The 18,810-nt window shown below is 45.2% G+C and carries 16 protein-coding genes; 14 read left to right on the top strand and 2 right to left on the bottom strand.

Going from position 1 to position 18,810, the window contains the following annotated elements:
• Window positions 1-747 precede the first annotated feature (747 nt).
• The 4 genes from TY16_RS17670 to TY16_RS17655 all read left to right on the top strand — a co-directional run bounded on the left by TY16_RS17670 (window position 748) and on the right by TY16_RS17655 (window position 4,210).
• Window positions 748-1,488 carry an ABC transporter ATP-binding protein gene (locus TY16_RS17670; RefSeq protein WP_043933138.1) on the top strand — a complete coding sequence of 247 codons (741 nt, stop codon included), beginning with the start codon at window positions 748-750 and terminating at the stop codon, window positions 1,486-1,488.
• Window positions 1,481-2,692, top strand: a complete 1,212-nt coding sequence (locus tag TY16_RS17665) for an ABC transporter permease (RefSeq protein WP_043933137.1) — start codon at window positions 1,481-1,483, stop codon at window positions 2,690-2,692. The genes TY16_RS17670 and TY16_RS17665 overlap by 8 nt, the downstream gene beginning before the upstream one ends.
• Before the next feature lie 126 nt (window positions 2,693-2,818).
• Complete coding sequence (locus TY16_RS17660; protein WP_043933136.1) at window positions 2,819-3,544, top strand: EcsC family protein; 726 nt, start codon at window positions 2,819-2,821, stop codon at window positions 3,542-3,544.
• Window positions 3,545-3,571: 27 nt separating this feature from the next.
• Window positions 3,572-4,210: a phosphatase PAP2 family protein gene (locus TY16_RS17655; protein ID WP_043933135.1), complete on the top strand. Its 639-nt coding sequence runs from the start codon at window positions 3,572-3,574 to the stop codon at window positions 4,208-4,210.
• Between the two features lie 534 nt (window positions 4,211-4,744).
• Here TY16_RS17655 and TY16_RS17650 read toward each other — a convergent pair.
• Together TY16_RS17650 and TY16_RS17645 are read right to left on the bottom strand one after the other, a co-directional pair.
• Window positions 4,745-6,142 carry a hypothetical protein gene (locus tag TY16_RS17650; protein WP_043933134.1) on the bottom strand — a complete coding sequence of 466 codons (1,398 nt, stop codon included), beginning with the start codon at window positions 6,140-6,142 and terminating at the stop codon, window positions 4,745-4,747.
• Window positions 6,143-6,303: 161 nt separating this feature from the next.
• The gene (locus tag TY16_RS17645; RefSeq protein WP_043933133.1) at window positions 6,304-6,792 is read right to left on the bottom strand and encodes an antibiotic biosynthesis monooxygenase family protein; all 489 of its coding nucleotides are present in this window, start codon (window positions 6,790-6,792) and stop codon (window positions 6,304-6,306) included.
• Between the two features lie 236 nt (window positions 6,793-7,028).
• On the opposite strand from TY16_RS17645, the gene hemE reads away from it, so the two are divergent.
• The 10 genes from hemE (at window position 7,029) to TY16_RS17595 (ending at window position 18,776) form a co-directional block, all read left to right on the top strand.
• Window positions 7,029-8,072 carry a uroporphyrinogen decarboxylase gene (gene hemE, locus TY16_RS17640; RefSeq protein ID WP_043933132.1) on the top strand — a complete coding sequence of 348 codons (1,044 nt, stop codon included), beginning with the start codon at window positions 7,029-7,031 and terminating at the stop codon, window positions 8,070-8,072.
• Between the two features lie 153 nt (window positions 8,073-8,225).
• Window positions 8,226-9,176 (top strand): ferrochelatase, encoded by a 951-nt coding sequence (gene hemH / locus TY16_RS17635; protein WP_043933131.1) that lies wholly within the window; start codon window positions 8,226-8,228, stop codon window positions 9,174-9,176.
• Between the two features lie 10 nt (window positions 9,177-9,186).
• On the top strand, window positions 9,187-10,614 hold the full coding sequence (hemY, locus tag TY16_RS17630) for a protoporphyrinogen oxidase (RefSeq protein WP_043933130.1): 1,428 nt from the start codon (window positions 9,187-9,189) through the stop codon (window positions 10,612-10,614).
• Window positions 10,615-10,920: 306 nt separating this feature from the next.
• The gene (locus TY16_RS17625; RefSeq protein WP_043933129.1) at window positions 10,921-11,655 is read left to right on the top strand and encodes an MBL fold metallo-hydrolase; all 735 of its coding nucleotides are present in this window, start codon (window positions 10,921-10,923) and stop codon (window positions 11,653-11,655) included.
• Between the two features lie 42 nt (window positions 11,656-11,697).
• On the top strand, window positions 11,698-12,687 hold the full coding sequence (locus TY16_RS17620) for a lipoate--protein ligase (RefSeq protein ID WP_043933128.1): 990 nt from the start codon (window positions 11,698-11,700) through the stop codon (window positions 12,685-12,687).
• 523 nt (window positions 12,688-13,210) lie between these two features.
• Complete coding sequence (locus tag TY16_RS17615; protein WP_043933127.1) at window positions 13,211-14,779, top strand: fatty acid--CoA ligase family protein; 1,569 nt, start codon at window positions 13,211-13,213, stop codon at window positions 14,777-14,779.
• Between the two features lie 115 nt (window positions 14,780-14,894).
• Window positions 14,895-15,671, top strand: a complete 777-nt coding sequence (locus TY16_RS17610) for an enoyl-CoA hydratase-related protein (protein ID WP_043933126.1) — start codon at window positions 14,895-14,897, stop codon at window positions 15,669-15,671.
• A gap of 458 nt (window positions 15,672-16,129) precedes the next feature.
• A complete protein-coding gene (locus tag TY16_RS17605) occupies window positions 16,130-16,864 on the top strand; it encodes an AzlC family ABC transporter permease (protein WP_043933125.1) in 735 nt (244 codons plus the stop codon).
• A complete protein-coding gene (locus tag TY16_RS17600) occupies window positions 16,854-17,159 on the top strand; it encodes an AzlD domain-containing protein (protein WP_043933124.1) in 306 nt (101 codons plus the stop codon). The genes TY16_RS17605 and TY16_RS17600 overlap by 11 nt, the downstream gene beginning before the upstream one ends.
• A 342-nt stretch (window positions 17,160-17,501) precedes the next feature.
• Entirely contained in the window at window positions 17,502-18,776 is a 1,275-nt protein-coding gene (locus tag TY16_RS17595; protein WP_043933123.1) for a M48 family metallopeptidase, read from the top strand.
• Window positions 18,777-18,810 lie beyond the last annotated feature (34 nt).

The raw sequence follows: 18,810 nt of genomic DNA, 5'->3' as shown, positions 1-18,810 counted from the left end.
TTTCTAGTTGTGGCGATAAGCTCCACCCAATCAAAAAGGCGGTGGGAAAATCGAAAATGAATAGCACTATACACTTTGAATCCAATCCAAATTTGTGCGTAGCTCCGCCCAATCAGAAAGGCGGTGGAGAGAAGCGAGGGAAAATTTATTCAAAAAACGAAAATGAATAGCACTAAACACTTTGATTCCAAGTCATATCCATGCGAAGCTCCGCCCCTTATCAATTAACAGGGCGGGAACACGTTTGGTTCCCGCCCAGTTGAAGGGGTAATCTCTGTTTGCGTTCAATCAGGAATTTTCTTTGACAAACACCTCATTTAGCATTGAAATGAAATGTCCAGGCATATCGTAACTTCGTCCAAGCTAACCATCCCCAAACTTTTATAGTTGTGTGGCAACATATAAGTCAGTCTGATGGTTCTTTGGTAAACACCTCATTTTTTTAGAAAATGCTGCTTGCAGGTCAAGCAGTCCGGTGCATGTTAGACAAGTGTGGCCTGTGCAAAACAACCATCCCCTCATTTGGAACGTCATGAGAAGCAGCTTTTATTGAATGGAAACTGTCTTTGACAGACACCCCTCTTCACAATCGCTGGTTGTTCCCCTTCATAGATTAGAATCTCCGAAGGTGTGGAAAGTATGATTGGAATCACTTTCCATTGTTTGTGTAAAATACGGACAATCATTCGCAAATCGAGGAATTTTTGCTAAAATATAAAGAACCTTAAGTAAGGAAGGGCGTTTGCCATGACGTTATTATCAATTCAACATTTGACTGGGGGATATACGAAAAACCCCGTTTTAAAAGACGTATCGTTTGAAGTGGAAGCTGGTGAATTGGTTGGGCTAATCGGGTTGAACGGTGCCGGAAAAAGTACAACCATTAAGCATGTTATTGGTCTGATGGAGCCGCATTCGGGTGAAATTAAAATAAACGGGAAATCCTTTCTTGAAGGGAAGGAGGCATACCGCAGGGAATTCACCTTCATTCCTGAAACACCGATCCTCTATGAGGAACTCACTCTTGAGGAGCATCTGGAATTAACTGCGATGGCCTATGGCCTTGACCGCAGTCAATTCAAGGAGAGAATGCCGGTATTGCTTAAGGAATTCAGAATGGAGAAGCGCCTAAAATGGTTCCCTGCCCATTTTTCAAAAGGGATGAAGCAAAAGGCGATGATTATGTGCGCATTCCTTGTTCAGCCATCGCTTTATATCGTCGATGAACCTTTCGTTGGGCTTGATCCACTCGGTATTCAATCGTTGCTTGACCTTATGAGGAAAATGAAAGAAGAAGGCGCAGGCATTTTGATGTCTACGCATATTCTGGCAACTGCCGAGCGATATTGTGACCGTTTTGTCATCTTGCATGAGGGGAAAATTCGTGCAAAGGGGACGCTTGAAGAATTAAGGTCTGAATTTTCGATGCCAGGTGCAACATTGGATGATATTTATATTCAGTTAACAAAGGAAGAAAGCCATGTTTGACGGCAATAAGCTTTGGAAGGAGAGAGCCGGCCAGCGCATGAAAGACTTGAGCCGGTACCTGAAATATATATTTAATGGACACCTGGTCATTGTTCTCCTGTTCTTGATTGGTACCGCGGCATTTTATTATCAGGAGTGGCTGAAGACGCTGGATACAGGTTTTCCTTCAGAATGGATTATGGCAGTAGTATTTGGTTTCATTCTTACACTAAGCCCTGTCTACAATTTTCTGAAGGAGCCGGATAAAATATTCCTGATCCCCGTAGAAGAAAAACTTAGTGGCTACTTTTTCCGCTCGGCAATCGTTAGCGGTGTGATTCAGGCATACGTCATTCTGCTTCTTCTGGCAATTTTCATGCCGCTGCTTGCCAAAACAGGCGATGTTGGCTTTGGAATGTTCCTGCCTATTTTAGCGATATTGCTTGCGGCCAAGGCATGGAACATTGCAGCCGAGTGGAAGGCATCCTTTCTGGGAGAGAACACTAAGCTGCCAATGGAACGCTTAGTCAGGTTCTTTGTAAATACAGCGTTTGCCTATCTCCTATTTAGCTGGGATGGATGGTTATTCCTAATTCCAGTTGCCGGTCTGATGATAGCCTATCTCGGTTATTTCATCTCAGCATCCAGGCAAAGAGGACTGAAGTGGGAGACATTGATTGCTGGTGAAGAAAAAAGGATGAATGCTTTTTACCGGCTTGCAAATATGTTTACGGATGTCCCAGCTATTAAGGAAAGCGTAAAGAGGCGAAGATGGCTTGATTTCCTGCTTGCCAGGATAAAATATAGCCAGGAGAATGCCCAATTATATTTATTATCGAGGACTTATCTGCGTTCAGGAGATTACCTTGGACTCTCGGTAAGGCTGACTGTCATTGGCATCCTTGGCATATGGTTTATTACATATGGGCCGGCACAAATCTTCCTTGCACTATTATTCCTTTATTTAACCGGCTTTCAGCTTATGCCTCTGGCCTCGCATCACCAGAACAATTTTTTAGTGGAACTTTATCCGTTCCCCCAAACAACCTTGACATCAGCATTTCAGCATTTGCTGGGACTAGTCCTTGGTGTTCAGACAGCTTTCTTTGTGATTGCCCTATTTGTTTCGGGTAATTATTTTGTTGGACTGGCTGCAGCAGTTTCTGGCGCAGTTTTTACCTACGCTTTTGTTCGCTTTTATAGTGCCAGGAAGCTGAAAAAATAACTTAACGAAAGTGAAAGCACAGTTACTTGCGCTTTCACTTTTTTATAAAAAAAGACAGTTTTTTTGAAACCGTTGGTTGGAAAGCTACGTAAAACACGTACTTAACTAAGTAAAGGTGTGGGGCTAATGACTGAATACGAACAAAAGGTGTATGGAGAAGTACAGGAATGGAAATGGAAGCTTTCCGCACGATCCGGCCTTTTTAACCGGCTATCCAAAAAAGCCCAGACGAAAATTAACGGCTTGATACCTGAAAAAGTCCATAACGCACTAACTGAAGCCATTAAAGGAATGGTAAAAACCACGCTTACCGGTTCAGGATTTACAACAAAAAAACCGGTTTATCCAAGTCCATTATTAAAGGAAATGGATGAGGAAGCGGAAAGAAAGATAAATGTATATCAAAAAACAGCAATGATTGAAGGGGCTGGGACCGGAGCGGGAGGCCTTCTGCTTGGACTGGCGGATTTCCCGCTTCTTTTGACAATAAAGATGAAGTTCCTGTTTGAAATTGCCTCAGTATACGGTTTTGACACCGATGAGTATGAAGAAAGGCTGTTTATTCTTCATGTATTCCTTCTCGCCTTTTCAAGCGATGAGACGCGCTTCGAGACCCTCGATATTATCGACAACTGGGAGGAAAGGAAGAGGACGGTTGCGGATATGGACTGGAGGGAATTCCAGCAGGAGTATCGAGATTATATTGACCTGGCAAAAATGCTTCAGCTAGTCCCGGGAATTGGAGCCGTTGTTGGCGCGGTAGCCAATAACAGGCTTCTCGGCCATCTTGGTACGACTGCGATGAATGCGTATCGGCTCAGGCTGATGAATGAAAAGCCAGCTGGTTTGTAATGAAACAGAACTAGGGGAGAATGATCCATGTCAGAACGCAAGACTCTATTTATTGGTATAGTCGTTTCGATCGCAGCTTTATTATTCCTATTAATAGGAATTAATCAAAATCGGCCTCTGCTTATTGATGAATCGATTTCAGCTGTGTTCTCGCTTGTGCCTGAATCCCTTAATCCTATTTTTCGGGCAGTGACAGAGCTGGGGGATAAGCTGGGAATTGGTATTGTCGGTCTCCTGATGCTTGGCTGGCTTTTGGTGAAAAAGAGGGACTTTTTGGGGATGGGCATTCTTGCGCTTAGTGTAGCACTCGGAAATGAGGCCAATAAATTACTAAAGAATCTAATCGGCCGCGAGCGTCCGGCGTTGGAGCATATGGTCGATGTTAACAGCCTGAGTTTTCCAAGCGGCCATGCGATGGTTGGTTCAATTTTGTATTTATCTATTGCCTATTTTTTAATGAAAGAATATGACAGTCCATCTGCTAGAAGGTGGATTGCCCTGGGTGCTGGGAGTATCATTTTCCTAATCGGTGCTAGCAGGGTGATTTTGAATGTGCATTATCCATCTGATGTCATTGGCGGATATGCGTTTGGATTTATCTGGACAGCTTTTGGGCTGTTTGTCTATGAAGGGCTCCGTAAGAGGTATCCACAGCTAAGGCCGTAGGGCAGGAGGTAGAATTGATATCATTATTATGTTTGGAAAATAAGAATAGAAAAAGAGGATTATAATTTCGGTCATTTGCAGTGTTGTTTTGAGCACCAATTGTATAAGCTGGTCGATAAAAAGCTGCTGATTTCTTCATTTAAAATCAAGGAGGTCAGCATTTATCGTTTGGGTAAACCCGAGCAGGTAAATAGCCGGAAGAATTTCGCTTAATTAGTGAATAGCATTGATTATATTTAAAATAGACGGAGAGATTCCGCCTATTGACTCAAAATATATGAAAATAGGGGCTTTTGCTTTGCATAAACGGAAAAACTCCGCTTATTTTCACCGATATGAACTCCTTTCTGCATTTAACCGAAAATTCTCCGCTTATTTTGTTTACTTTGCTGGTTACTCGATTAAGGACAAAACTCTTATTTGAAGGAGAGTGAGTTTTTTTATTCATCCAGCAATTTATCGCCGTTATTCATAGTTCCGATTCAAATGGGTGACATAGAAAAAAACAGAACAGCCCCTAAAGGCTGTTTTTTGCTATATAAGGAACATTGCGACAATGGTTGTAACGACGAGACCGATTGTGACTGGGAGAAGGTTTCTTCTTGCCAGCTCGAACGGGTCAACATTACAAATCGCGGCGGCAGGGATGAGGGCCCATGGGACAAGTGTTCCGCCGCCGACCCAGATGGCCGCAATCTGGCCAAGGGCGGTCAATGTGGCTGCGCCCTTGCCAATTGCAACTGCGAACAGCCCGGCAACTGATCCAGCAAGCGAGATTCCTGAGAAGCCTGATCCATCAAGTCCTGTGATGGCACCAACAGAAGTTAAGGTGACAGCCGCAATTTCTTTTGTGAGAGGAACAACTCCGGCGAGTGCAACACCGAGGTCGTTGACAATACCCTGCGATGCCTTCGGTAGATAATCACCAATGATTTTTCCAAAGCCAGAGTCACCAAGGTAAAAGAAAGCTGCAATTGGAATGACAGGTCCGAAAACTTTAAATCCGAATACAAATCCATCAATTAGATACTGAGTTGTTTTTTCAAGGCCTTTGTTCTTGTGTGCGGTGAGTGTGATGGTGAGAAGGATCAATACGGAAGTTCCGCCGAGAAGCGCTGTCGCGTCTCCTCCCTGAAGCTTCAGAACGTACATTGCTGCGACATCAATCGCAAACAAAAGCGGGATGAGTAAGGCGAAGAATCGCTTTTGGCCGTGAGACAACAACGTTGGATCCGCTTTCGTTATTTCTTCTTTTCCGCCAGTCAAGCCGGTTGAATGAGTCAGTTTACCTAGCCTCATATCCCTTTTTATAAAATAGAAAGCTGCCAGGGTTGTGACAGCACCCATGACAAAGACGAGTGGAATGCTGGCATTTATGACTTCACCAACTGACAGCCCAGCGGCATCGGCTGTCAACTTCGGTGCTGCCTGGATGACAAAGTCACCGGAAAGGGCAATTCCATGTCCAAACAAGTTCATAGCCATGGCTACTCCTAAAGCAGGTAAGCCAGCCCTTATAGCAACCGGCAGAAGGACTGCGCCGAGGAGCGCAACAGCAGGGGAAGGCCAGAAGAACCAGGAAATCAGCATCATAAGAATCCCGATTGTCCAGTATGCGAGTGTTGGGTTTTTAATCAGCTTTGTAAAAGGGGAAATCATGACATCGTTAATTCCTGTAGTCGTCAGCGTTTTGCTCATTCCAACAATGATTGAAATGATCAAGATCGTCGACAGGAGCTCAGTGATTGCATAAATGAAACTGTTGAAAATACTGCTGACTGAGCCGCTTAGGGACCCCGTCGCAGAGAGGGCGATAAGGAAGATGCCAGCGATACAAACTAGCGTTGTATCACGCCTCATAACCATAAAACCAATAATAAGACCTATAAAAACAACATATATCCAATGGAGAGCAGTCAGCTCTACAAGCATATAAGGAATCCTCCCTTCGTCCCCGCCCAATTGGGCGGATGTACTACAGGATATGAAAAATCAGGGGATGGGTGATAGGAAAATGGGGAAATGCGGGGAGGTAATTCTGCTATTTTTTCATGAAAAAGAGCAGGCCCCCAATGCCTGCTCTGTACACCATGCTATCCGATTGTATAACGTGATACATACGATTGGCCTGCAAAGATGTTTGAAGCGTTTCCTGATCCGCCATGCCCATGGCCTTGGCTAAAGTCGTCCGATTCCTTCCAGCGATGGAAGGCCACTTCATCCTCCCAAACTGTTAAAATTACATACGTATTCGAGCCCAGTGGACGGAGGACCCGAAGCGCCTTGAATCCTTCTGTATTCTCGATCTTGCCAGCGCGGTTTTTAAAGCGGTATTCAAAGCCCGATCTGCCCTCGTCGGTTACAGGAATATTGTTCATGATAACAAGGCCTTCGCCTTCAATTGCCCCAACAGCTTCGAGTACTTCATATTTTCTAGGAGAATTGAAGACTGTCTCTCCCGGTGTTTCATGAAGAAGCAAAGCCCCTTCCTCCCCGGACATCAGCACCATGTGCTCGCCGCCATGTTTTTCCGCCAATTTTTCGAGAAAATCGTAGGTTCCCGCTGTAATATAAATGTTCATGCAATCTCTCCTTTTTGTAAGTTTTGGATACGGTTATAAAGGCTCACTTGTATCTTCCCCTTAAGTTACAGACTTGCAAACTTAAAAACGACTTTTTTTTGACAGTTGGTACCGTTCCCTATGCACGCCTGAAATTTATAGATATAGTTGAAACAGTTATGAAATTTAGATGATTTCTATTTTTATCGTGATTATATTACAATGTTGAGAGATATGTCGTGAAAGGTGGAACTGCAATGAGAGAGATCAACGAAACGTTTTTAAAAGCAGCGAGAGGTGAAAAGACTGACCATGTACCGGTCTGGTATATGCGCCAGGCAGGCCGTTCCCAGCCAGAGTATCGGGCAATCAAAGAAAAGTACTCCCTGTTTGAAATCACCCATCAGCCTGAGCTTTGCGCTTATGTAACAAGGCTTCCGGTTGAGCAGTACAATGTAGATGCTGCCATCCTGTATAAAGATATTATGACTCCGCTGCCTGCATTAGGTGTGGATGTTGATATTAAAGCGGGAATTGGGCCTGTCATTTCAAACCCGATTACTTCACTTGCAGATGTTGAAAAGCTTGGCGAACTTAATCCTGAACAGGATGTTCCATATGTAATCGAAACTATCAAGCTTTTGACTGAAGAACAGCTTTCTGTGCCGTTGATTGGCTTCTCAGGTGCACCGTTCACGCTAGCAAGCTATATGATCGAAGGCGGACCGTCCAAAAACTATAATAAAACTAAAGCGTTCATGTACGCTGAACCAAAGGCATGGTTCGCGCTAATGGACAAACTAGCCGAGACAACGATTACGTATGTGAAGTCTCAGATTAAAGCGGGAGCCCGGGCAATCCAAATTTTCGACTCCTGGGTTGGAGCGTTGAATGTTGAAGATTACCGCATATTCATTAAGCCTGTCATGGAAAGGATTTTTTCCGAGCTCCGTGAAGAGAATGTACCTTTAATCATGTTCGGTGTCGGCGCGAGCCATCTCGCACTTGAATGGCACGATCTGCCGCTTGATGTTGTCGGCCTAGATTGGCGCCTCCCAATCAGCGAGGCGAGGGCAATGGGAATCAATAAAACGGTTCAGGGCAATCTTGACCCGGCAATCCTGCTAGCTCCATGGGAAGTTATTGAAGAGCGGACGAAGGCAATTCTTGATCAAGGAATGGCTCGTCCTGGCTATATCTTCAACCTTGGCCATGGGGTCTTCCCATCAGTTAATCCTGATGTGTTGAAAAAATTGACTAGCTTTGTCCACGAATATTCGGCTTCTAAACTAAGCCGTTAATTAGAACGAGTCTAAATAGTGGTATAGTGGCCGATTATTTGGCAAAATAGTATGGAACTCGCATCGGCAGGGAGAAATCCCTGCCGTTTAAGGTTGAAAACACTTACACGAGACAAATGCCCGGCTAGGCCGGGAGATTAAGAGGTGTGGAAAATGGAAAGAAAGAAAATGGGCCTACTTGTAATGGCCTACGGGACACCCCATACATTAGATGATCTTGAACGCTATTATACTCATATACGCCATGGCCGAAAGCCTTCTGAGGAATTGCTGGAGGATTTACGGAGCCGCTATGAGGCGATTGGCGGTATTTCACCATTGGCTGACATAACAGAAAAGCAGGCAAGAGGGCTTGAAGCACGCTTAAATGAAATCCAGAATGAAATTGAGTTCAAGATGTATCTTGGGCTTAAGCATATCGATCCATTCATTGAAGATGCAGTCCAGCAAATGCATGCAGATGGCATAGAGGAAGCTGTAAGCATCGTTCTGGCTCCCCACTTTTCAACGTTCAGCGTGAAATCCTATAATGGACGTGCAAAGGAAGAGGCTGACAAGCTTGGCGGCCCGACTATTGTTTCCGTCGAAAGCTGGTATGAAGAGCCGAAATTCATCACATACTGGGCGGACCGTGTGAGGAATACATTTGCAGAAATGCCTGCTGAGCAGCGTGATCATGCAGTCCTTATCGTTTCGGCACACAGCCTTCCGGAAAAAATCCTTCAATTTGGTGACCCATATCCAAACCAGCTGAAGGAGACTGCAGAGTTGATTGCCAGGGAAGCGGGTATAAAGGATTATGCAGTCGGCTGGCAAAGTGCCGGCCAGACTCCAGAGCCATGGCTTGGGCCGGATGTACAGGACCTGACACGGGATCTCCATGCCGAGCATGGCTATAAAGCGTTTGTCTATGTGCCTGCCGGTTTCGTTGCCGAGCATCTTGAAGTACTTTATGATAACGATTACGAATGCAAAGTAGTCTGCGATGAAGTAGGCGCTGCCTATTATCGCCCAGATATGCCGAATAGCCAGCCAGAGTTCATAGATGCCCTATCCGAAGTGATTTTGAAAAAGCTCGGGGGGACAATAACATTCAATAAATGAGGCGATAGATGTGGAGCAAGCCAAGAAAAGAGTAATCATCATGGGAGGTGGAATCGCGGGCCTTACGGCAGCTTACTATCTTCAGAAAGCCGTCCGGGAGCAGGAATTGCCTGTAGAGGTTTTGCTCGTAGAGGCTTCTCACCGTCTTGGTGGAAAAATGCAGACTATAGTACGGGATGGCTTCGTAATCGAGCGGGGGCCAGATTCGTTTCTGGCTCGCAAAACCAGTATGTCGCGACTTGCGGCTGAAGTTGGGATGGACGATAAGCTGGTCAGCAATTCCACTGGACAATCTTATGTACTCGTGAATGATAAGCTCCACCCGATGCCGGGGGGCTCCATCATGGGCATACCGACTCAGATTGCGCCTTTTCTTACAACTGGTTTGTTTTCTGTTCCAGGGAAGCTCAGGGCTGCGGCCGATTTCATTTTGCCAAAGTCGCCGGAGGGAAAAGACCAATCACTGGGAAAATTCTTTAAAAGGCGGCTCGGCGGGGAGGTTGTCGAAAACCTGATTGAACCGCTCTTGTCCGGGATTTACGCTGGAGATATTTATCAACTAAGTCTAATGTCTACTTTTCCGCAATTTTATGAGGTGGAGCAAAATCACCGAAGTTTGATTGTTGGGATGAAAAAAACCACACCAGCACCGAAGACGCCGCAGAGTCAGCAAGGCTCCAAGAATAAGGGCGGAGGATTTCTTGCATTTCGTACCGGATTCCAGTCGTTTGCTGATGCAATTGAGTCAAAACTCAATCCAAACACGATCCTAAAAGGGTACAAAGTCAAGAACGTCGTCAAAGAAGACGGATTTTATGAAATAAATCTTTTTAACGGGGAACCTCTGATTGCTGACTGCATTATTTCGGCGGTGCCTCACCATGTCGCTCATTCGATTTTTTCCGAGTACAGTTTTTTTGAACCGCTAAAAAGCATGCCGTCTACCTCTGTTGCGACAGTAGCGATGGCATTCCCGGAAAGTGTGATTAAGGACGATATTAATGGTACTGGATTTCTGGTTTCCAGGAATGGTGATTATTCTATTACGGCCTGCACGTGGACTCACAAAAAGTGGGCACATGCTGCACCGGAAGGGAAAGCACTATTGCGCTGCTATGTCGGACGGGCTGGAGATGATACAGTAGTCGATTTGTCCGATGACAAAATTACTGAGATTGTCCTCGAAGACTTGAGAAAAGCGATGAATATTCAAGCAAGGCCCGAATTTGTGATCATCTCCCGCTGGAAAGATTCGATGCCACAATATACGGTCGGCCATAAGCAGAGGCTCGAAACACTAAAGCGGCATTTGGCAACCGAACTTCCCGGTGTGTATCTCGCCGGAGCCTCTTATGAAGGAGTCGGGCTCCCGGATTGCATCGACCAGGGAGAAGCGGCTGTCAGGGATGTCCTGAACTTTTTAGGATTGCAAAGCTAATATAGGTTGGACTAAATCTGTTTAACTGGAATAGATGGCGTGCCAGACTTTCCGGAATACGATCACACCTGGAGTAAAAATTAAACTAATTGGTTCATTGTAATATAACTTGATTCACTCTACCCGCTCCAAATCGGCGCGGGTTTTTTATAGGTGTTTTGAAAAGTGGCAAGATATTCTTATAAAACATATCTACGTTGAGCTCCACAAGTGGGTTCCGTTTTTGCAGGTCCAAAGCATGAAAAATATTGATATTTTCAGTATAGTTAATACTAAGTGAATCCTATTTAAACGAGGTGGGAACAAATGAAACTAACGGTGATAGGTTTTTGGGGCGGATACCCAAAAAAGGATGGGGCAAGCTCAGGGTATTTATTGGAGCATGACGGGTTCAAGCTGTTAATCGATTGCGGCAGCGGTGTACTTGCCAAAATGCCGCATGTTGTAAAACCTGAGGAGCTGGATGCGGTTATCCTGTCGCATTACCACCCTGACCATATTGCAGATATTGGAGTTCTCTACCATGCCAGACTGATTCAAAGCTTCCTTGTTGGCAAGCTGCCAGTTCTGCCTATTTACGCGCATAGGGAGGACCAGGCTGAATTCGCTAAGCTGACACATGATGATAAGACCAGGGGTGTTGCCTACGACCCAACTCGGACCTTGGAAATTGGACCATTTAAAGTAACCTTTCTTAAAACTGCTCATCCCGTACCTTGCTTTGCGATGAAGTTTGAGGCGGGCGGAAAGTCCTTCGTCTATACGGCTGACAGCTCCTTTAAAGAGGAGTTTGTCGAGTTTTCCAGGCATGCGGATGTGCTGCTTTCGGAATGTAATTTTTACTCAAATCAATCAGGTAAAGGTGCCGGCCATATGAATAGTAAGGAATGCGGAATCTTCGCTCGCAGGGCCGAAGTCAAAAAACTCATTCTCACACATCTTCCCCATTATGGAAATATTGATGACCTAGTTGCTCAGGCTTCAGAAGAATGGGACGGGCCTATCAGCCTGGCATACGAATTCATGGCTGTAGAAATCTAAATACAATACTAGCCTTTTTAGGCTGAAAAAGGAGAATGTAACATGCTGTTTATCGATAATCAGGGTATCACAGATCCCCGAATCAATTTGGCAATTGAGGAATACGCCTTAAAAAACCTCGACATCAACGAAACGTACTTGCTTTTTTACATAAACGGGCCATCGATTATCATTGGAAAGAACCAAAACACCGTTGAAGAAATCAATACAGATTACGTAGAGGCAAACGGAATTCATGTTGTCCGCAGGCTTTCAGGCGGAGGGGCGGTCTATCACGATCTCGGCAACCTGAATTTCAGCTTCATCACGAAGGACGATGGTGAAAGCTTCCATAACTTCAGGAAGTTCACTGAGCCTGTCGTCGCGGCCCTTAACCGGCTTGGTGTCAATGCTGAATTAAGCGGCAGGAATGATCTGGTCGTTGATGGCCGGAAAATTTCAGGAAATGCGATGTTCTCAACCAGGGGCAGGATGTTCAGCCATGGAACGCTCATGCTGGATTCGGAAATTGATGCGGTCGTTTCTGCCTTAAAGGTGAAAAAGGACAAGATTGAATCCAAGGGCATTAAGTCTGTCCGCAGCCGGGTAGCCAATATTTCCGAGTTTCTGGACAAGAAAATTACTATGGAGGAATTCCGCTCTCTGCTATTGAACTATATCTTTGATGGTGCCGATCATATTCCGGAATATAAACTAACCGATAGCGATTGGGAAAAAATCCATCAACTATCTAAGGAACGCTACCAGAATTGGGATTGGAATTATGGCAAGTCCCCTAAGTTCAATCTTCAGCGTTCACATCGTTTCCCTGTCGGGTCAATCGACCTTAGGCTCGAAGTTGACAGAGGAAAGATTGAAAACTGTAAAATTTACGGCGATTTCTTTGGAGTTGGCGACGTTAACGAAATTGAGGAGAAGCTAAAAGGCCTCCGCTATGAGCGCTCTGAGATTGAAAAGGCTCTGAAGGACGTTGATATCAAGCACTATTTCGGCAACGTGACAAAGGAAGAGTTCATTGGGCTAGTATATTAATAAAAAGGCTTTCCAAAAGGTCATTGAGCTTGCGACCTTTTTGGGGAGCTTTTTTTGAAAAAGCATTGTTGGATGTTCGAAATCAACAACATTGTTTAACATAGCCTTGTTAAAAGGGAAGTCGAGTCTTGGATACGTTTTGGAATAGATTTACGGGAGAAACGTAACCAACAATGTGTATTGGTAACATTTTGAGAGAAGATTTAAGGCGAAATGTAACCAATAGAGCGTCTTGGTGACATTTGGAAGCAGGATTTAAGGAGAAACGTCACCAATAGGCTTCAAGGCAATCCCGAGTGAATTTTTGCAAATAAAGATGAACTGCCCACTTTCAGACTCACACACTGCTAATCTTCACTAGTGTCAATTTTTCCATAAGCCGTTATTCTCTTTTTATATATAATTTGGTTGGCTTAAACTTGAAGGGGGTTGACGATGGCTCTATAATGTATTTAGAATATTTTAAATTTTAAAGAATAATGAATGAACAGCCATTCATTTTTCGAACAAGGGGGAAAAGGAGTTGAACATATCAGCAAAGTTGCATGAGACAGCTCAGACTGTACCTGGCAAGCCAGCATACTATTTCATGGGAAAACCGACTGCCTATGGGGAGCTGGATGCCGCCATTACTAAATTTGCGTCGGGCCTTGAGCAGCTGGGGATTAAAAAAGGGGATAATATTGCCCTTCTGCTAGGTAATTCGCCATATTTTGTTATCAGCTTATATGGGGCACTTCGGCTCGGTGCCACCGTCATTCCGGTTAATCCACTCTATAGTGCCGATGAAATCGGTTATATCCTTACCAATGGGGATGTAAAGGCTGTTGTATCATTGGATTTGCTGCTGCCGGTCGCAGAAAAGTCCCACAACCTGCTTCCTAAAATTGAACATTATATCATTTGTGACTCCAACCAGCCTGAAGCTGCGGCAATAAAGGCAGAGGAGCTATCGATTTACCCAAAATTGAAACCGTTTACAGAGGTGCTGGCTTCCGGCCGTCTTGATTACATAGGCCCCAACCTTGCCGAAGACGATACGGCAATTATTTTGTATACCTCAGGAACAACGGGAAAGCCGAAGGGGGCTATGCTGACCCACAAAAATATTTACAGCAATGCTATTGATGTCGGCAGTTATTTAAAAATGGATGAAAACGATCGTATTATTACGACGCTTCCGATGTTTCATGTTTTTTGCCTGACAGTTGCTTTGAATGCTCCGCTAATGAGCGGGGCGACGATGCTGATTGCGCCTCGCTTTAGCCCGAAGGAAATTTATGATTTGGCTCGTGATTACGAGGCAACGATTTTTGCTGGAGTACCGACCATGTACAACTTCCTTCTCCAATTCGCTGGAGCTGGCGGCAATGTTGAGGACTTTAAGCATTTACGGCTTTCTGTATCAGGAGGAGCATCGATGCCGGTCGCTCTCTTGTATAACTTTGAAAAAACATTCAATGTTAGGATTTCTGAAGGCTATGGTTTGTCAGAAGCATCACCGGTCACCTGCTTCAATCCACTCGACCGTGAAAGGAAGCCGGGTTCGATTGGCACTTCGATCCTCAATGTTGAGAACCGGGTGGTCAATGAACTTGGCGAGGTGCTGCCTCCAGGACAGGTCGGTGAACTGATTGTCCGCGGCCCGAACGTGATGAAGGGCTATTACAAGATGCCTGAAGAATCTGCTGCGGCTATCAAGGACGGCTGGCTGTATACAGGAGACCTGGCCAGGATGGATGAGGAGGGATACTTCTACATCGTTGACCGGAAAAAGGATATGGTCCTCGTCGGAGGCTACAATGTGTATCCCCGTGAGGTTGAAGAGGTTCTATACGACCATCCTGAGATTGTTGAAGCCGCGGTCCTTGGTGTCCCTGACCCTGACTTCGGCGAGGCTGTTGTTGCCTATGTTGTAACTAAAAATCCGGCGCTGGGTGAAGAGGAACTTCGCGAGTTCTGTGCCGCCCACCTGGCTAAGTATAAGGTGCCGAAAACAATTGAATTCCTGGAAGAACTTCCGAAGAATACGACTGGGAAGATTCTGCGCAGGGCGCTGCGTACCCAGGTGGCGGAAGCAACAAAAAAGTAAAGAAGAGGTTAGTAACGAGAACGTTTGACTAAGTGAGCTTGAGAGGAAATAAAGTAACAAGGGGGCAGGAGATGAAACCTGCCCTTTCCACTGTAAAGAATTGAGGTGTTAAAGATTGGATCAGATTTTGTTAGAGAAAAAAAACCACATTGCGATTATAACGATTAATAGGCCAGAAGTAATGAATGCTTTCAATTATGAAACCTTGCTTCGGCTTCAGGAAGTAGTTGAGGAGGTTAGTGCCGACCAGACAATCAGGGTAGTCATTTTTACAGGGGCGGGGGAGAAGGCTTTCAGCGTAGGTGCTGACTTGAAGGAAAGGAAAACGCTGAGCGTCGAGCAGGTTTTACGGAACGTCGGAAAAATAAGTGAAGTCTTCAATCTTGTCGATGGGATGCCGCAGCCAACAATTGCTGCGATTAACGGGTTCGCATTTGGCGGTGGTATGGAGCTCGCGTTGGCATGTGACTTCAGGATTGCCGAACAGGGCATCCAGCTCGGGTTGACCGAGACGAGTCTTGCGATTATCCCCGGAGCTGGCGGTACGCAGCGCCTGCCAAGGCTGATTGGACAGGCTAAGGCTCTGGAACTTATTCTTGGCGCCCACAGGCTTACAGCAGGAGAAGCAGACCAATATGGACTGCTGACCAGGCTTGCGGAGGAAGGCAAAGTGATGGAGTCTAGTCTTGAATTCGCCGAGAGGCTTTTGGGGAACGGCCCGATTGCTTTAAGACAGGCAAAGTTCGCCATCAAACGGGGAATGGAAACTGATTTGCAGACTGGGCTGAAAATCGAGCGGGAAGCTTACGAGGAATTGATCCCGACCGAGGACAGGGTAGAAGCGCTTGTCGCGTTCAGCGAAAAGCGAAAGCCAAACTTTAAGGGAAAGTAAGTTTAGTATTTTTGATTTATTTAGAGGCTGGCGAAGCAGGGAAGGGTATTTCTCCTCCCTAACAACATCTATCGAAATGTCCTTGAGCGGTATGCTCAAGGACATTTTTACATTTCGAAACGCGTTATGTCCTTTTATCGCTATACCGATCAGGACAACTTTTTTAATATACAGGACAAATTTCAAGATATTCAGGACATTTCCCGGCTGATTCAGGACATTTCCCAAACGATTCAGGACAGATTTTCGCATATTCAGGACAAACCCGGTCCGCCGACAGTGTAAGGTGAATTACCGTAGAGAAATGGGGAAAGCAGCCAAACTACCCGGTCCCCACATTCCATTATACCGCGGAACATGAAAAAACTTCATAACCCGTAAAATATAGGATGCCGAACGACAGAATTTTTGGTAAAATCTATCCTTATAGAGATTTTGCATGGCAAGGGGGATGGAAAATGGCAGAAACAGTAGCAGGAAAAATGACAATTTCAACAGATTTTAGATCCGGTTTGCAGGCAGGCATCAGTATCGCAATCGGCTATTTTCCGATTGCACTAACGTTCGGGCTTTTAGCAAAATCAGCGGGACTATCAATAAGCGAGACGCTGTTGATGAGCCTGATAGTCTTTGCAGGAGCAGCCCAATACATATCACTAAGCCTTTTAAGTCTAGGGACTGGTATCTTTGAAATTGTCCTGACTACGTTCATTCTTAATATCAGGCACTTTCTGATGGCAACTTCCTTGAATGAAAAAACGCCCGAGGGCGATATTGGTGCGAAAGCCATTTATTCCTTTGGTTTGACTGATGAAACCTTTTCGGTTGCCGCAACGAAGGAAGGGGAGGTCAGGAAGGGGTATATGTTCGGCCTCATTCTGATTTCTTATGCGAGTTGGGTAGTTTTTTCAGGAATCGGCCATGTGATTGGCTCCAATCTGCCGCAAACGCTCCAGGATGGTATGGCTGTCGCTTTGTATGCAATGTTTATTGGTCTTCTGGTTCCTTCGATAAAAGGCAATGCGAAGGTTGTATATCTGGCCGCAATGGCTGCCGCCTTCAATACCATTTTTACAATGAGCGGGGTGCTTGAAGCCGGTTGGTCGATTGTCACTGCAACACTGCTTTCTGCGTTCATTGCTGAAGCTATCGTATATGTGAGGGGAAAGAGGGTGGCCAGCGATGAAAAGTGAAATCGTTTGGATGATCATCGGCATGGGGATTGTTACCTACATTCCGAGAATGCTGCCATTTGTCCTTTTCAAGGGAAAGGAACTTCCGCCTTTCCTGCAGGGGATTCTGAAAAATGTTCCATTCGCAACACTTGGAGCGCTGATCTTTCCAGGGATTCTATCAATCCATGAAGATTTGAGATTTGGGCTGATTGGTGCAGCCTCGGCGTTTATCATAGCATTCCTTGGGGCAAATGTAATTATTGTGGTGATCGGAAGCATTGCTGTCCTGTCCGTCATATCAGGAATACTTTAAGTGCCGTCCCTTTGTGGGGGCGGTTTTTCTTATAATCACCAGAAATTAGATTTTTTTTGAGAGCTGTCTAGCTCCAGCGCCTAGCGCCTAGTGTACTTCGGTCCCCTCGTTACGATAAGTCAACATCGACTCGCTTGCACTCATCGTGTTTCCTTTATCTCCTTCGAGGCCCTCCAGTCCATACGGCGCTGGACAAGGCGCTTCCGCTTTTCTTCTGTATGGCAGGCTGCTTTTTCTGGAATAATTGGAACATGTTCCTAAAGTTGAGGGGAACCTCGTTCTAAACAAAGACTTTTATACTAAACTAATAAGAGAGAGGCTGTACAAAAAGGAGGACACACTATGGCAAGGAAAATGGGGGCATTTGCAATCCTGGCTTTTGCGCTCTACGGGCTTTTCTTTTATTGGTACTTGTTCCATTTTTCAAGTTCTGCCCTTCCGTTTGAATACCAGGGGACAAGTGCGGACCCCGCGACATTCCTGAATGGACGCGAACTTGAATTGACTGAAGAGTATTCAAAGATAAGGAATATGCTGTTTTTCCTGGCATCCCCATGGGAATGGCTATTTTACATTTTAATTATGCTGACAGGGCTCAATACCTGCTTTAAACGCTGGGCTGACGAATCCGCTCCAAGAAAGTTTCTAAGAACACCGATTTACTTGTTCTGGTTATCGCTTGCAGGGTATGCAGCCGCGCTTCCGCTAAGCTATATTGGTTACAAGCTGTCAAGGACCTATAATATTTCAACCCAAACCATTCCATCCTGGATGAAGGACGAATTGATTGATTTTTGGGTCAACTATGCAACCCTATTGATTATCATCCCGGTACTTTACTTTTTGTTAAAAAAATTTCCGAAGCGCTGGTGGCTGCCGGCATGGCTTCTGACCATTCCATTTACGCTGTTCATGATGTTCCTGCAGCCTGTGATCATTGATCCGTTATACAATGATTTCTATCCGCTTAAAAACAAAGATCTCGAAGCCAAAATCCTTAATCTGGCAAGCCAGGCCCATATACCCGCCGAGCATGTGTACGAAGTGAATATGGCGGAAAAAACGAACGCAATGAATGCATACGTTAACGGGATTGGGTCCAATTCGCGGATCGTCCTCTGGGATACGACGCTTAACCGCCTTGATGATGACCAAATTCTCTTCATAATGGCCCATGAAATGGCCCACTATGTCGAGAAGCATCTGTATATTGGAATAGCGGGATACTTGCTTCTATCGCTTTTCGGTTTATACCTTGTTCAGGTTATTATGAAGCGGGTACTAGAAAAATGGGGCAATGAAGTGAAGATTTCATCAGCAGATGATATTCGCAGCCTGCCGCTCATCCTCGTCATCCTGTCGATGCTGATGTTCATTTCGAGCCCCGTCTCAAATGCCGTTTCCCGTTATCAGGAAAACCGGGCAGATACGTATGCGATCAATATGACAAAAAATCCTCAGGCAGCAATCGGCAGCTTCCAGGAACTGACCCGCAGCGGACTTAGCCAGGTAAACCCTCCATTTCTGGTCAAGATATTTCGATATGGTCATCCGACCATGTTAGAGCGCATTACCATGCTTGAGGAATATGAAATCAAGCATAAGAAGAACGAATAAAGTTTGGGCCGGGGCTAACTCGGCCTTTTTCTAT

This window comes from Bacillus sp. EB01, assembly GCF_000613125.1.
Classification (GTDB): Bacteria; Bacillota; Bacilli; order Bacillales; family Cytobacillaceae; genus Bacillus_D.
This window is presented reverse-complemented; position numbering and strand designations above follow the sequence as displayed.

Bases quoted from the DNA above. Each gene is read 5' to 3' on its own strand.
- TY16_RS17625 (WP_043933129.1), top strand. From the start codon at position 10,921: ATGAAACTAACGGTGATAGGTTTTTGGGGCGGATACCCAAAAAAGGAT.
- TY16_RS17600 (WP_043933124.1), top strand. From the start codon at position 16,854: ATGAAAAGTGAAATCGTTTGGATGATCATCGGCATGGGGATTGTTACC.
- TY16_RS17670 (WP_043933138.1), top strand. From the start codon at position 748: ATGACGTTATTATCAATTCAACATTTGACTGGGGGATATACGAAAAAC.
- TY16_RS17655 (WP_043933135.1), top strand. From the start codon at position 3,572: ATGTCAGAACGCAAGACTCTATTTATTGGTATAGTCGTTTCGATCGCA.
- TY16_RS17645 (WP_043933133.1), bottom strand. From the start codon at position 6,792: ATGAACATTTATATTACAGCGGGAACCTACGATTTTCTCGAAAAATTG.
- hemH (WP_043933131.1), top strand. From the start codon at position 8,226: ATGGAAAGAAAGAAAATGGGCCTACTTGTAATGGCCTACGGGACACCC.
- TY16_RS17595 (WP_043933123.1), top strand. From the start codon at position 17,502: ATGGCAAGGAAAATGGGGGCATTTGCAATCCTGGCTTTTGCGCTCTAC.
- TY16_RS17665 (WP_043933137.1), top strand. From the start codon at position 1,481: ATGTTTGACGGCAATAAGCTTTGGAAGGAGAGAGCCGGCCAGCGCATG.
- TY16_RS17660 (WP_043933136.1), top strand. From the start codon at position 2,819: ATGACTGAATACGAACAAAAGGTGTATGGAGAAGTACAGGAATGGAAA.
- hemE (WP_043933132.1), top strand. From the start codon at position 7,029: ATGAGAGAGATCAACGAAACGTTTTTAAAAGCAGCGAGAGGTGAAAAG.
- TY16_RS17605 (WP_043933125.1), top strand. From the start codon at position 16,130: ATGGCAGAAACAGTAGCAGGAAAAATGACAATTTCAACAGATTTTAGA.
- TY16_RS17620 (WP_043933128.1), top strand. From the start codon at position 11,698: ATGCTGTTTATCGATAATCAGGGTATCACAGATCCCCGAATCAATTTG.
- TY16_RS17650 (WP_043933134.1), bottom strand. From the start codon at position 6,142: ATGCTTGTAGAGCTGACTGCTCTCCATTGGATATATGTTGTTTTTATA.